The sequence below is a fragment of the Shewanella sp. BC20 genome (genome assembly GCF_003129585.1).
Classification (GTDB): domain Bacteria; phylum Pseudomonadota; class Gammaproteobacteria; order Enterobacterales; family Shewanellaceae; genus Shewanella; species Shewanella seohaensis.
Map to the genome: position 1 here is coordinate 40729 of NZ_NHRI01000014.1, position 14501 is coordinate 55229.

13 protein-coding genes are annotated in these 14501 nt (G+C 50.2%); 9 read left to right on the top strand and 4 right to left on the bottom strand.

Annotation, left to right across the window (positions count from 1 at the left end):
* Positions 1-97: 97 nt before the first annotated feature.
* The 3 genes from CBX96_RS14725 to CBX96_RS14735 form a co-directional block, all read right to left on the bottom strand.
* Positions 98-1162 carry a phosphotransferase enzyme family protein gene (locus tag CBX96_RS14725; protein WP_181382213.1) on the bottom strand — a complete coding sequence of 355 codons (1065 nt, stop codon included), beginning with the start codon at positions 1160-1162 and terminating at the stop codon, positions 98-100.
* Positions 1155-2027, bottom strand: coding sequence for an NTP transferase domain-containing protein (locus CBX96_RS14730; RefSeq protein WP_109287215.1), 873 nt, complete (start codon positions 2025-2027; stop codon positions 1155-1157). The genes CBX96_RS14725 and CBX96_RS14730 overlap by 8 nt, the downstream gene beginning before the upstream one ends.
* A gap of 145 nt (positions 2028-2172) precedes the next feature.
* A complete protein-coding gene (locus CBX96_RS14735; protein WP_109287216.1) occupies positions 2173-3669 on the bottom strand; it encodes a hypothetical protein in 1497 nt (498 codons plus the stop codon).
* 373 nt (positions 3670-4042) lie between these two features.
* Here CBX96_RS14735 and gmk point away from each other — a divergent pair, with 373 nt between their 5' ends.
* The 9 genes from gmk (at position 4043) to CBX96_RS14780 (ending at position 13202) form a co-directional block, all read left to right on the top strand.
* Positions 4043-4666, top strand: coding sequence for a guanylate kinase (gmk, locus tag CBX96_RS14740; RefSeq protein WP_041417076.1), 624 nt, complete (start codon positions 4043-4045; stop codon positions 4664-4666).
* Positions 4667-4724: 58 nt separating this feature from the next.
* Positions 4725-5003 carry a DNA-directed RNA polymerase subunit omega gene (gene rpoZ, locus CBX96_RS14745; protein WP_011624339.1) on the top strand — a complete coding sequence of 93 codons (279 nt, stop codon included), beginning with the start codon at positions 4725-4727 and terminating at the stop codon, positions 5001-5003.
* 43 nt (positions 5004-5046) lie between these two features.
* A complete protein-coding gene (gene spoT / locus CBX96_RS14750; RefSeq protein WP_011624879.1) occupies positions 5047-7149 on the top strand; it encodes a bifunctional GTP diphosphokinase/guanosine-3',5'-bis pyrophosphate 3'-pyrophosphohydrolase in 2103 nt (700 codons plus the stop codon).
* A 22-nt stretch (positions 7150-7171) separates the two neighbouring features.
* Positions 7172-7555, top strand: a complete 384-nt coding sequence (locus tag CBX96_RS14755; RefSeq protein WP_011718553.1) for a RidA family protein — start codon at positions 7172-7174, stop codon at positions 7553-7555.
* A gap of 232 nt (positions 7556-7787) precedes the next feature.
* Positions 7788-9452 (top strand): AMP-binding protein, encoded by a 1665-nt coding sequence (locus CBX96_RS14760; protein ID WP_109287217.1) that lies wholly within the window; start codon positions 7788-7790, stop codon positions 9450-9452.
* Between the two features lie 159 nt (positions 9453-9611).
* The gene (locus tag CBX96_RS14765) at positions 9612-10562 is read left to right on the top strand and encodes a calcium/sodium antiporter (RefSeq protein WP_109287218.1); all 951 of its coding nucleotides are present in this window, start codon (positions 9612-9614) and stop codon (positions 10560-10562) included.
* Positions 10563-10738: 176 nt separating this feature from the next.
* Positions 10739-11443: a tetratricopeptide repeat protein gene (locus tag CBX96_RS14770; protein WP_109287219.1), complete on the top strand. Its 705-nt coding sequence runs from the start codon at positions 10739-10741 to the stop codon at positions 11441-11443.
* Between the two features lie 83 nt (positions 11444-11526).
* Positions 11527-12606 (top strand): sensor histidine kinase, encoded by a 1080-nt coding sequence (locus CBX96_RS14775; protein ID WP_109287220.1) that lies wholly within the window; start codon positions 11527-11529, stop codon positions 12604-12606.
* Positions 12606-13202: a DNA-binding response regulator gene (locus CBX96_RS14780; protein WP_011624346.1), complete on the top strand. Its 597-nt coding sequence runs from the start codon at positions 12606-12608 to the stop codon at positions 13200-13202. Before CBX96_RS14775 ends, CBX96_RS14780 begins: the two co-directional genes overlap by 1 nt.
* A gap of 5 nt (positions 13203-13207) precedes the next feature.
* Here the strand turns inward: CBX96_RS14780 and CBX96_RS14785 are convergent, their stop codons facing one another.
* Positions 13208-14323, bottom strand: a complete 1116-nt coding sequence (locus CBX96_RS14785; protein WP_109287221.1) for a DUF1963 domain-containing protein — start codon at positions 14321-14323, stop codon at positions 13208-13210.
* Positions 14324-14501: the final 178 nt, after the last annotated feature.

Here is a 14501-nt window from a genome sequence, read left to right on the forward strand (position 1 = left end):
TCCATATGAGACTGAGGGGTTTTGATGTTGCAATTATGTCGTATATAAGTAAAAAAACAAAACGCCCCAAATGGGGCGTTTGCTAACAGAAAGCAGACTAGAAACAGGCTTTAAGTTCAGCCTCTTGGTCGAGCAGGCTTTGATACAAGGTAAACTGATTCGCCGCTCTATCCAGATTATGGCCCTCACGGTGCACGTGGAAATACACGTCACCATTCAGATAGTCCGTTAAAAAACGCACGCCGATCATCAGGCAAATCACCCGCGCCCCGAGCCAAAGGCTACGTTTTTCGACTTCAGTTAACACTTCACCCAGCTCACTTAAATAACCACGGCAAATGGCGGCAAAGATGGATTGGCGCACTTTAACATTCTCAAGGGCGGTCGAATCTTCGGCTTCAGGCGAGCAGAAGGTACGCACCATATCGCCAAAGTCATACATCAAATGCCCTTTCATGCAGGTATCGAGGTCGATGATCGCCATGCTCGACATATCGCGCTTATCAAAAAGCATGTTGTTGATTTTAGTGTCGTTATGGCAAATACGCAGCGGGAGCTGTGGCGAAATCTCGGCTAGCTCATCTAATAAACTCTGCTGTGACAGAGCGTAATCGACCCAGTTACGGCATAAATCTAACCGCTTAGCCTTATCCTGCTGCACCGCTTGGCGCAGCATTTCCATCCGTCCCGGCAAGTGATGAAACTGCGGGATCACATCCTCAAGCTGAGTGGCGTCAAAATCACTCAAGGCACAGGCAAAATGACCAAAAGCTTTAGCCGCCATTTCGGCTTCGGCTTCAGACTTCACCACCTCGATACTTAAACTGTGGGGCAAATAACTGATGGCGCGCCAAAATCCCTGCTCACCTAAGTCGATCGCCAGCTCGCCGTCTTGAGTAAGACAAGGGCTCACAACCTGCAAGCCATATTGCTGTTGTAATGCCTTGGCGCATAAATGATGGCTAATTTTATCGGCATTACTTACCAATACCTGCGGCGTCTTAAACACTTGGGTATTAATACGTTGCAGCACTAACTCACCCGTAGGCCAACGCACTAACAAGGTATCGTTAATATGACCATTCCCTAACGCTGAGATTTTTGCTTCGTCGGCTTCAATTCCAAAATGAGGCAACACTGACTGCCTGATGAGTTTAATCACTCAATAACTCCATTAATTTTTGCTTTACCCAGACAGTATCCTGCGGATAGGTCACACCGAGCCAAGGCTCGCTGGCCACATCAACAAACACGGGCACACCTTGCTCAATTCCCGCCTGAACCACGGCGGGCAAATAGCATTCAGATTTAGGCAATTGGCCTTGTTGTTCGATAAATACCGTTAATTCACGTTTAATAACATCAAATATGCTTGGCGAGAAGCCCCAACAGGTCATAGAGATCAGCGACTGCGAAGGAAGCGGTGCCAACCCCTCTGGGCCTTCGCCGATAAAACCATGATCTTGGGCTTGAATATTCAACCATTCAGCGACTGAGCGCAGTTGCCCCTGCTCCACTTGGCATAAGCCACGATTCACGCCACCGTGCTCAGATAACGTCAGCTCAATCGGATAAGCCACCATCATCCAGTCGTTAGGTCTGGCGGTTAATCCCTTCGCAAGTGAGGCAAAGGCGCTGTCACCGTAAAAATCATCGGCATTGATCACCGCCATTGGTCCATTAACACTACCACGGGCACACCAGAGCGCATGCGCAGTCCCCCAAGGCTTTAAACGATGGCTCACATCCGCAAGCTGCGCTTCAGCGGGTAAATCGGTGAGCGACTGATAACAGAAGTGATACTCAAAGTCCGCCGGCAAAAAGCGTATCAACAGCTCGTGGAGTTCCGCTTCTAATTCGGGGCGGATCACCAGCACGGCACGCTTAAATCCGCTGCGGATCGCCGACTGTATCGATAACACCAACATGGGTTCGCCCGCAGGACCGAGGGAGGCCAATTGCTTATCGCCGCCAAAACGACTACCTAGCCCTGCCGCCATAATGACTAAGGTCAAATCTGTATTCATGTGGGATTAGTGTTCAGTTCGTATTAAAGATATTTTCCCGAACCTCGCCGCAATCGGCTATGCGAGCGCATTTAAAACAAGATTGGAGAAAAAGAGGAGCAAAAGTGTAATCTACCCCTCTAGTCCTGACTAGAATTTTATCGATTTAACGGGCTAAATAATTACCAAAATTGCGATTAGGCTCTAAAACCGCTTGGCTGCCCTTGAGGCTGAACTTGTAACCACACAAACCGATGCTGCCACGGCGAGCCAGATCTGTGATGATATTGGCCGTATCCAGCGGCGTAAAACGCGCCTCCGTTGCCGAATCGGCAAGCAAGTCCACGCTGATAGTGCGATACTCAGTGCCATTATTAAATACCAGCGCGCTACAACTCTTATCGCCCTTGGCCGTGGCAATCGACCACAGCTGTTGCGGCTTACCACGCTCACCTAACCAGCGAATAATTAACACATCTTGCTCTAACGCCACCGAAAAACCATCGGGCATATCTAAGGTCACACGATCGCTTGCGGCAATAGGCGCAGAGGGCACGACAGGAGCAGCTTCTTCAGCCTGTGACTCATCGCTATTAGGCCATAATCCCCATACCAGTAAGACTAACAACACAACGCCCACCCCACCGCCGACGGGCAACCAATAACGGCGCTCAAGCTTAGGTAAAGAGGGCAACTTAATAAAACGTCGATAGGGTGCAAAAAACTCGGCAACGCCTCTAAACAGCTCAGTCATTGAGCCCGACTCTTTCGCCTCGGCGCGGCGACGACGCACTTCTTCAGCATGCTCAGTATCGTTAAAGGCCGCGGTATCTTCATCGGGGTCGAAACGCCATACCGGCTCATCACTGTGCTCGGCAGGGTCGAGTGGTGCGCGTTTAAATTCTGCACCCTGTAAATCGACTTGTGCTAAATCCACATCGGCGATGTCGATGCGGGTTTGCTCCACTCGGCTCTGATTAGCAGGACGAAAATCGGCGTGCCCCTCGAGCAACGCATCTTGCACGACAAAATCAGCAGGATTTTGCGTCATTTTTGTTAACGCATCGAAACGCAGTTCATCTTGGCGCAAGGCATCCAAGTCGGCGTCCACAACGGGGGAAGCACTCGTTGGTTCAGTATGGGAATAGGTTTCGGCCTCTGTCGATACCGGAATATCCGGCGCAGCATGGGAGACACTGGCATTCTGTGCCGCTGCAGCCTTTGGTGTTAATACGGGCTCGACTCGGCGACGGGGAACGGCCTGCGAGGTTGGGATATCTAAAGCTGGGCCATAATAGCCAAAACGATACTCCACTAACGTGGGAGAGGTTAAACGTGTGCCCCAAAAGGTCGCACCAGCGCCCAAGACCAACCCTAGAATGGCGACTACGGGCGGCGCAGCCACTATATACAGCGCCAGTAAAATCAGTAGCGGCAGAATAAAGACTGCAACCAAGGCCTTAGGCTTAGCCGCATCATTTAAACGGCGCAGCGCAGTAAGGGCGAGCAAGGGTAAGCCCACTAACGCTAAAAGATACATTAAAAAGTTCGCCCCAAACGCGGCGACAGCCAGTGAAATGCTCAAATACACACCAACACTGATGGCCACAAAGCGGGGACGGGAATCACGCCCATGAAGGCAGAAAAGAGATTTTAACAGCACGACCCTTCCTTTATAGTGAAATAATCCTAGCGCACACGACTCTCAATGTCGCATAGGCACGAGCGTAACGAATTTAGCCGCAATTGTCAGTGCAATAAGACGCTAGATAAGCAAAAATGCTGATTATATCCATCTAAAGCTAAATCAGGCTTAATTCTCAGGCTCAGCAAGGCTTAGGGACGCAGAGATTTTCAGTATCCGATCCTTGAGTCACAGTAAACCGTAAAAATGCACCAGCGGCAGCGCTAACTGTCGCAAAACATAAATAGACAACAATTGCTGGCTAACTAGCCCTAGCGTTTTTCAGGTCAAAATCTGTATAATGCTCGGCTTTCTGGGCCCTTCTTGCGTTAACCAACTGGATATTTTGCTCATGACCGCACGCGGAAATTTATTTATTGTTTCAGCCCCGAGTGGTGCTGGTAAATCCTCGCTGATTTCGGCGCTGCTGAAAGACAAACCCGCCGACATGCAGGTTTCAGTGTCGCACACTACCCGTGCGCCTCGCCCTGGCGAAGTGAATGGTCAGCACTACCATTTTGTTAATGTTGAAGAATTTAAAGCACTGATCGAGCAAAATGCCTTTTTCGAGTGGGCCGAAGTGTTCGGTAACTACTATGGCACTTCGCGCCACGTCATTGAGCACACTTTGACTCAAGGTATCGATGTTTTCCTCGATATCGACTGGCAAGGCGCCCAGCAAGTCAAAGCCGTGATGCCAGAGGCCATTGGTGTATTTATTCTACCGCCCTCAAGGGATGAGCTAGAACGTCGCCTCACTGGCCGTGGCCAAGACAGTCAGGAAGTTATCGCCAGCCGTATGGCACAGGCGGTTTCTGAAATGTCGCACTATAAAGAATATGATTTTATTATCGTCAATGACGATTTTGACACAGCACTGGCCGATCTGCGGGCGATCATTCGCAGCCAACGCTTAACGGGTGCTAGTCAGATCCACGCGCAAAATGATATGCTTAACGATCTGTTGGCAGGCTAACTGCCTTAGTGTACAATTTTGCGTCATTTTTTCCCTAGATAAACTGGAGTTTCAACACATGGCTCGCGTAACTGTAGAAGACGCCGTAGAACAAATCGGCAACCGTTTTGATATGATCCTGGTTGCGGCGCGTCGTGCTCGCCAAATCGCCGTGCAGGGTAAAGACCCTATGGTTGAAGAGATGAACGACAAGCCAACGGTTATCGCCCTGCGTGAAATCGAACTAGGTTTAGTGAATGCTCACACTTTAGATGCTGACGAGCGTCAATCAGTGCGTGAGCGTGAAGCAGCTGAAATCGCAGCTGTTGCAGCCATCGCTGAAGGCCGTTCACTATAAGTCTAATTGAGTCACACCTGTTTGGGTAAAGGAGAGCTGCCACTTGTATCTGTTTGAAGGTCTAAAGGAGTCTGCTTCCGGTTACTTAGAACCTGAACAGGTAGAATTGCTCAAGCAGGCGTACCAAGTTGCGCGTGATGCCCATGAAGGGCAAATGCGCACCAGCGGCGAACCTTATATTACCCATCCGGTTGCGGTTGCCCGCATCCTCGCCGAGATGCGTCTCGATCACGAGACGCTGATGGCTGCTTTGCTGCACGACACCATCGAAGATACCTATGTCACCAAAGAGGACTTGGCCGAACAATTTGGCGAAGCCGTGGCAGAGTTGGTTGAAGGGGTGTCTAAGCTCGACAAGCTGAAATTTCGCGATAAAAAAGAAGCTCAGGCTGAAAACTTCCGTAAAATGATGATGGCGATGACGCAGGATATCCGCGTTATTCTCATCAAGCTTGCCGACCGCACCCACAACATGCGCACCTTAGGCGCCTTGCGTCCTGACAAACGCCGTCGTATTGCCCGTGAAACCTTAGAGATTTACGCGCCGATTGCCAACCGACTCGGTATTCACAATATCAAGACCGAGTTAGAGGATTTAGGTTTCCAAGCCTATTATCCGATGCGCTATCGGGTGTTAAAGGAAGTGGTCAAAGCTGCCCGTGGTAACCGCAAAGAACTCATTCAAGGCATTGAGGCTGCAGTATTAACCCGCCTAAACGATGCGGGCATTAAAGGCAAAGTCAAAGGCCGCGAGAAAAACCTCTACTCCATCTACAACAAGATGCAGAGCAAGGAACTCCAGTTCCAAGAGGTGATGGATATCTACGCCTTTCGCGTCATCGTCGACTCCATCGATACTTGCTACCGCGTCCTCGGTGCCATGCACGGCCTGTATAAACCGCGTCCGGGTCGCTTTAAAGATTATATCGCTATCCCCAAAGCCAACGGTTATCAGTCGCTACATACCTCGTTATTCGGCCCACACGGCGTGCCCGTCGAGATCCAAATTCGTACCGAAGATATGGATCAAATGGCCGACAAAGGGGTTGCGGCCCACTGGGCTTACAAAGGCGGCGCCGATGGTCAAGGCACCACCACGCAAGTGCGTGCCCGCAAGTGGATGCAAAGCTTGCTGGAACTGCAACAGAGCGCCAGCACCTCCTTCGAATTCGTGGAAAACGTTAAAACTGAACTCTTCCCCGAAGAGATTTACGTCTTTACCCCCGAAGGTCGCATTTTGGAATTACCGGTTAACGCTACCGCCGTGGACTTTGCCTATGAAGTCCACACCGATGTGGGCAATACCTGTGTCGGCGCCCGCGTTAACCGCCAAGCTTATCCGTTAAGCCAGCCATTAATCTCCGGCCAAACCGTTGAGATCATTACAGCTAAAGGCGCGCGTCCGAATGCCGCTTGGCTTAACTTTGTGGTGACGGGTAAAGCCCGCGCCAAAATCCGCCAAGTGCTTAAGAGCCTAAAAGCAGACGATGCTATCGCCCTTGGCCGCCGTTTGCTTAACCATGCGCTGGGTAAAACCAAACTCGATAGCATTCCTGCCGAGCAGATTGATAAAGTCGTGCGCGATACCAAGCACGCCAATTTAAATTCCTTACTCGCCGATATCGGCCTTGGCAATGCCATGAGCATAGTCATCGCCCAACGTTTGATTGGCGATAATTTAGAGAATCAAGAGAGCCGCGATTCTCACCTGATGCCAATCCGTGGCGCCGAAGGTATGTTAGTGACCTTCGCTAACTGTTGCCGCCCCATCCCTGGTGATGCAGTGATAGCCCACGTGAGCCAAGGTAAAGGCCTAGTCGTCCACATGGAAAACTGCGCTAACATTCGCGGTTACCAAGGCGAGCCAGATAAATACATTCCCGTACAGTGGGACAATGTCGAAGGCGTCGAGTATCAAGCCAATCTGCGGGTGGAAATTGTTAACCACCAAGGCGCGCTGGCAAAGATCACCTCGATTATCGCCGCCGAAGGTTCGAACATTCACAACCTTAGCACCGAAGAGCGTGATGGCCGCGTTTACTTGATTAACCTGCGAATTTCGGTGAAGGACAGGATCCATTTAGCTAACGTGATGCGCCGTATCCGGGTACTGCCCGAGGTGTTGCGTACATCCCGTAATCGTTGATCATTACTTTAGAGAGAGCGTCATGGCAGAAAAAATCATTATCGCGACCGAAAACGCCCCAGCGGCAATTGGCACTTATTCTCAAGCGGTTAAAGTCGGCAGCACAGTATATTTATCCGGCCAAATCCCACTGGTGCCAAGCACAATGCAGATCGTGAGCGATGATTTTGAGGCGCAAGTTGTGCAAGTGTTTGAAAACTTAACGGCCGTTTGTACCGCAGCTGGCGGCACGATCAACGATATAGTTAAGCTCAATATCTTCCTAACGGACTTAAGCCACTTCGCAAAAGTGAATGAAATCATGAGCCGTTACTTCAGCCAACCTTATCCAGCTCGCGCCGCTATCGGTGTGAAGCAGCTGCCTAAGGATGCGCAAGTCGAAATGGACGGCGTGATGGAGCTGTAAGCTTCCACCGATTTTACGAGGCGCTTAGGCGCCTTTTTTATTGCCTAATGCGCCCGCGGCTCCTGCTCTGACCTGTGATTAAGTTCATTTTCATTTCATACTCAAACGATAGGCTAGTCCGCCAATTTTAAGATTTTACAATCTTGCAAACTATTTGCGTGGCCTCACAAAACTCGCCATACTGGGCACCTATGTTGGGGTTAAAATAACAATAAAGAACAGGGAATTGCCTATGGATAATGCGATTAAGACGCCAGTTGAAATGTTGGCGCACTGGGCGAATACACGTGGGGATGAGATCTATTTGCGCCAGCCAATCAAGGGGCAATACCTTGATTTCACGTGGAATGAAGTGCAAGAAAAAGTACAGCAACTCGCGGGTGCACTGCGCCATTTAGGCTTGGAGCCGGGCGATAAGATTGCCGTGCTCTCTAAAAACTGCGCCGAATGGTTTATTACCGACCTCGCCTTGATGCACGGCGGCTATATCAGCGTTCCCATCTACCCCACCGCCAATACAGATACTATCCGCTATGTGTTGCAACATAGTGGTGCCAAAGCGATTTTCCTCGGCAAGCTCGACCACTGGGCCGATCAAGAAGCCGGCGTCGGCGGCGAATTACTCCGCCTTGCCATGCCCTATGAGACCATGCCGGCCCAATATCAGTGGGAACAACTACTCAAGATGGGCAACCCTCTGATTGAAGCGCCGTTACCTGAGCTCGATCAGACCATGACCCTGATTTACACCTCTGGCTCAACGGGCCAACCTAAGGGCGCGATTCAGACGTTTGCCAGCTATGGCTGGACTTGCCAAGCTGTGGTGCGCGATCTGCGTACCAACGGCAACGACAGATTATTGTCCTACTTACCGTTAGCGCATATTACCGAGCGTGTGGCGATCGAAGGCTCATCTTTTTATTCTGGCAGCACCGTCGCCTTCGTCGAAAGCTTAGACTCCTTTGTTGCCGATGTGCAGCGTGCTAAACCAACGGTGTTTTTCTCGGTTCCGCGACTGTGGAGCCTGTTCCAGAAGAACATTATCGACAAGATTGGTGTTGGCAAACTCAATCTATTGCTAAAAATCCCACTGATTAGCAGCCTAGTAAAACACAAGATCCACAAAGGGTTAGGACTCAACCATTGCCGCTTACTCGGCTCTGGTTCGGCGCCTATTCCGCCCTCGCTGATTCACTGGTACCACAGCATTGGCTTGGATATCTGCGAAGCCTGGGGGATGACGGAAAACTGTGCTTACTCCATCATCAACTATCCCTTCGATGTGCGCAAAATCGGCACTGTGGGTAAACCCGTGCAGGATTGCCAAATCCGCCAAGGTGAAGACGGCGAACTGCTACTGAAGAGTCCCGGCCTGATGACGGCCTATTATCTGCAACCCGAAGCAACAGCGGCGGCCTTCGATCCCGATGGTTTCTTCCATACTGGCGACCTCTGCGCTATCGATGCCGATGGTTGTGTGACTATCACTGGCCGCGTGAAGGACAACTTTAAAACCGCTAAGGGTAAATACGTCGCTCCAGTGCCAATTGAGCGTAAGCTCGCGCAGGATCCCCATGTGGAGCTGATTTGCGTCATTGGTTCAGGCCTGCCGCATCCCGTCGCGTTAGTGCAACTTTCCGAGGGCGCGACCTTACAAGCCCGCGAGGAAGTTCGCGCATCTTTAAAAGCGACCCTCGATAGCGTGAACCCACATTTAGAGTCCCATGAGCATGTGGATGCGATTGTAGTCGTGAACGAGCCTTGGACCATCGAAAACGATGTGTTAACTCCGACACTGAAGATCAAACGTCATGTGCTCGAGAAGGCATTTAGCGAGCGTGTCGACGGAATTCGCGGTGCGCAAGTACGCTGGGAAGATGAGTTAGCCGTCAAATAAGGTTAAAGCGCACACTGAACTATGAAAGCACGCTCTTCGGCGTGCTTTTTTATGACATATTCTGTCAAAGCGTTTCAAAAACACGTATCATGTGCGCCTGTCAGCGTAAGGTGATACACCTTAAATCAATTCACTCAATCAGGTTTAACAGAGTCTAAAATGCTCATTGCACTTTCAATTATCGGCGGCTTTATCATTTTAACCTTAGGCGCAGAAGCCTTAGTCCGTGGCGCGAGCTCCATCGCCCTACGTCTTGGCATTACGCCACTCATCATCGGCTTAACCATTGTGGCCTTTGGTACCAGCGCGCCCGAACTTGCGGTGAGTGTCAAGTCAGCACTAGCAGGTAATAGCGGCATTGCACTGGGTAACGTGATTGGCTCTAACATTGCCAACATTGGTTTGATTTTGGCAATTACCGCTCTTATTCGCCCGATTCAAGTACAGTCACAGATGGTAAGACGGGATATCCCCTTGATGATCCTTGCCTCTATGCTGTTTTGGGGATTGTTATTGGATGGCGAACTCAGCCTGATTGACGGCGTGATTTTATTATCACTGCTTGTTGGCTACCTCGTATTCAGCTATTTCAGCTCGAAAAATACCACAGATGCCAATGGCGAAATCATCGAAGAAGGCCCTAAAAACCCATTACTCTCGGTGGCCTTTATTGTCGTAGGTATCGGCATGTTAGTCGGTGGCGGGATTTTATTTGTGAACGGTGCGGTCGATTTAGCCAAGGTATTTGGCGTGAGCGAAGTCATCATCGGCTTAACCATTGTCGCTATCGGCACCAGCATGCCAGAGTTAGTGACCTCTGTTTTAGCGGCACTCAAAGGTGAGAGCGATATCGCTATCGGTAACGTGGTTGGCTCTAACCTATTCAACATTTTAGGTATTTTAGGTGTGACTGCGATTGTGCACCCAGTATCAGCCTTAGGTTTCCAATCCTTCGACTTTATCGTGATGCTCGCCTTAGCCGTGGTGATTTTACCCTTCGCTTGGTCAGGACTACGCATCGGTCGCCGTGAAGGTGCCACACTGCTTGTCGCTTACTTAGGCTACATGGTTTACCTCGTCAACCAAGCCAGTACCCAAGCCGTCGTTTAACACGCTGCGCCTTGCCTTACAAAACACCGGAGCCTCTCCGGTGTTTTGCTTTTAGGCCTAAGACATGACATTTGTCATGCCCAATTGATGACCTTTGTGCCTGCACACGGGCCTAGGTATTTCTGATAATGAAGCCGTCCCCAAGCAATGGGTTATCACTTCAATAAGGAAATACCATGAAAACATTCTTACTATTATCAAGCCTTGCCCTCGCCTGCGCGCCCGTATTCGCGGCTTCCAACTCGAGCTCAAATATCGCTGCAATAGACAAAGCTGCAAGCACCTTGAATATCGATAAATTACAACAGCTCAGCACGACAACACAGGATTACGAAGCGGCTTATGCCAACTATCGTTTAGCCATCAGCGCCAATGTGATGGGGCAAAAAACCTTGGCGGAACAGGCCTTAACTTCGGCGCAAACCAGCTTAGAAGCCCTCAACAATACCCAAGCTGATGCCGAGTCCCTCGCGCTATTATCGTCCGTTTACGGCATGCAAATCGCCTTGGATAACAGCAAAGGCGCCGAGCTTGGGAGCAAATCCGCCAATGCCATCGCTCAAGCCGAACAGCTGGCACCGCTTAATCCGCGGGTGGCATTAGTAAAAGCGATTGCCGCCTATAATACGCCCGCCATGTTTGGTGGCAGCATGCAAGTTGCCAAGACGCTCGCCAGCAACGCCATCGAACGGTTTAATCAACCTTGCGAAGACATTTGCTGGGGTGAGGCCGAAGCTTACACTTGGCGCGGACTCGCAAAACAGGAGTTAGGCGACACCCAAGGGGCGATTGAAGATTGGCAACAGGCGCTGCAAGTGGAAAAAGATTATGGTTGGGCTAAGTTTTTACTTCAGCAAAATCAGCAAATAAGTGCAAAATAACCCCTGAACAGGCAAAAGGATTGGCTGACGTTTGCGGCCAATCCTGCCATCGGTAGCCAGCTATTGGCCTTAGGCGAAGCGTTATGACTCAACACTCAGTGCAAATAGAACAAAAAATCGCATGGGTTTACCTGATAAACCTAGCGTTTTATCTGATCCCGTTGTTTGTCACGCCCTATCCGAGCTGGCAGATAGGGCTCATTTTAGCCGTACTGATTCCCTTTATTTACAGCTACTTTTGGGCCTATCGCTGCCATACTCGAGTGGCTTATCGACCAATCAGCGTCATGCTATTACTGGCGATTGCCATAACGCCCATCAATCCTGGCTCTATTTCTCTCTTTACCTTTGCCAGCTTCTTTATTGGCTTCTTCTATCCACTCAGAGTCAGCCTGCTAAGTTGGTTTGGAATTTTGGCTTTATTGTTCTTACTCAACCACTTTAGTCAGTTCAACAATCTGTATTTCCCACTGTATGGCTCGGCGTTAGTTTTCGGCGTTGGCATGCTGGGGATTGCCGAGCAAAAACGTTATCAGCACAGATTGAAGGAGCGGCAAAGCGCGCAGGAGATCAGCACCTTAGCGACCATGGTTGAACGGGAGCGCATCGCCAGAGACTTACACGATATCATGGGGCACAGCCTGTCATCGATTGCCCTAAAAGCTGAACTGGCGGAAAAACTGCTCGCCAAACAAGAATATCAATTAGCGACCACTCAGCTGCAGGAGCTAGGACAAATCGCTCGGGAGAGCTTGAGCCAAATTAGGCATACAGTCTCAGATTATAAACATAAAGGGCTGGCCAGCTGCGTCACTCAATTATGTCACTCCCTGAGGGACAAAGGCATCGCGGTGGAGCTGCTAGGCGAGTTACCCAAATTGTCCGCCAGAGCAGAGAGTCAACTCGGTTTAGTGTTAACTGAGCTGGTGAATAATATTCTGCGCCACAGTTGCGCCAGCCAATGCCGCATTCAGTTTCGCGAGCAGGCCAATAGCCTTATCGTCGACGTGCGAGATAATGCCCCAACAAGCCCTATTATCGAGGGTAACGGCCTAACAGGGATCCGCGAGCGGCTCGCTAGCCTTGGGGGACATTTAAGCTATGATCTTGAACAGGGATATGCCTTTAGCGTCAGTTTACCTTTGCAGGGAGCAACAGATTAATGCACATTCTTCTCGCGGAAGATCAGGCCATGGTGCGCGGCGCGCTCGCAGCACTATTAACCCTAGCGGGCGGTTTTACCATTACCCAAGCCAGCAATGGCGATGAAGCCTTAAACCTGCTGAAACAACAACATTTCGATCTACTGCTGACGGATATCGAAATGCCGGGAAGAACAGGTTTGGAGTTGGCAACTTGGCTTAAAGAACAGCATAGCCATACCAAAGTTGTCGTTATTACCACCTTTGGCCGCGCAGGTTATATAAAACGCGCCATTGAAGCAGGCGTGGGCGGCTTTTTACTGAAAGATGCGCCCTCGGAAACCTTAGTCCATGCCATTCAACAAGTGATTGCGGGTAAGCGGATTATCGATCCTGAGCTGGCAATCATGGCGATTGGCGATGTCGATCCCCTCAATGATAAAGAGCGCCGCGCCCTACGTTTTGCCAGTGAAGGCAAATCCACCGCCGAGATAGCCGAGATGCTGTTTATTGCCGAAGGCACGGTACGCAACTATTTATCCGAAGCCATTGCCAAACTAAATGCGAGCAACCGAATCGATGCCGCCCGCATCGCCAAGCAAAAAGGTTGGTTATAGCTCTGCTAGTTGTCATAAATGCAGTAAATGCGGTCGAATTTTCCTAAGGCTAAATCATCCCGGTGGATAATAAAATTCAACTGCATAGAATGCTCACTGTAGATGACTTTAAGTAGCACCAGATAATCTTCGGCATTGCCGCCTAACTCAGACGCGGCGTGCAGTTCGGGGGCTTTATAGCGGCTATCACCATGGCCATTAATGCTAGCGATACCATCGTAATACGGCAGCGGCTGCTCGGGGACGAGCAATGCCTGCAAGTTAGATGACTGCCACTCGGTATTAGCCCATTGCGATTGAGTGAGAATCTGACCGGGGATTAACCCGTGCTCGTTCAATTGTATCAGCTCATAGCCCTTGAGCTGATCTTGCCACTCTGGTACCAATTCATCATCCACAACCGCTAGGGCCTCCAGCACCATGGCTTGTTGCGGTTCTGATAGCGCTTGTAAACGGGCCTTGGCTAACCTTACTAAATGCGGGTTGTCACTATTAATCATGTCTGTGGCTATCATCTTTATGCTGGCAACTCCCTGAAGTTGATAAGCCTCTTCATACTCATAGTTTGCACATACAGCATCGTCGAACTTAAGTTCGGCAATCGCTTTCCCAGAGTTCAGTTGCAGATCTTCAGCGACATAATAAACATGGCCGCGAAGCATTTCCGAGAATCGCCAGCGCTCCAAAAAGAACAATAATCGCCCTTCTCGAGGCAAATAAGATTGAAACGCCTTCAGGTCGCTACAGTTGAGCTGTGCAATAAATTGCATGGGCACACGGAAGGCCTGCGCCGCCTCGTCCCAGTCCCAATCCTGCGACCAGCAATAATGCTCCTCGATATACTCGCGAGTGTGGTCGAATTCCTCAGCGTAAGCATCCAGCATCTCCAATCGCCCAACCAGAGTCACCGGATAATCCATGCCGACAGGCAAATCCGGCAATCCACCTAGTCGGCTGTTACCTAACTGGGCATAGTCTTCGTTTGCGCAGGGATAGAGGTCGACACTACTGCGAATAAACGCCGAGAGAACGTTGGCAAGCTTGGGGTCTTTAAACTGTGCCAGCTTTTGCTCGAGTAGCTGCTGACGAATGGGGGAATTTTCTGCTAACAACATATCCATATTAACCTCACTGCTCCAATATTGGCTTTTTATCATTTCTATCAAATATTTGCTATCGCTTAACCGCTCAAAATGCCAATGCTGTCACGCTAACGCTAACGCCTGAGTCAGCCGCTTGCGGCTCTAGCGGACAGCGATCCTGTGAATTGAAAACCCTTAGGCGAATTACTGCTACACT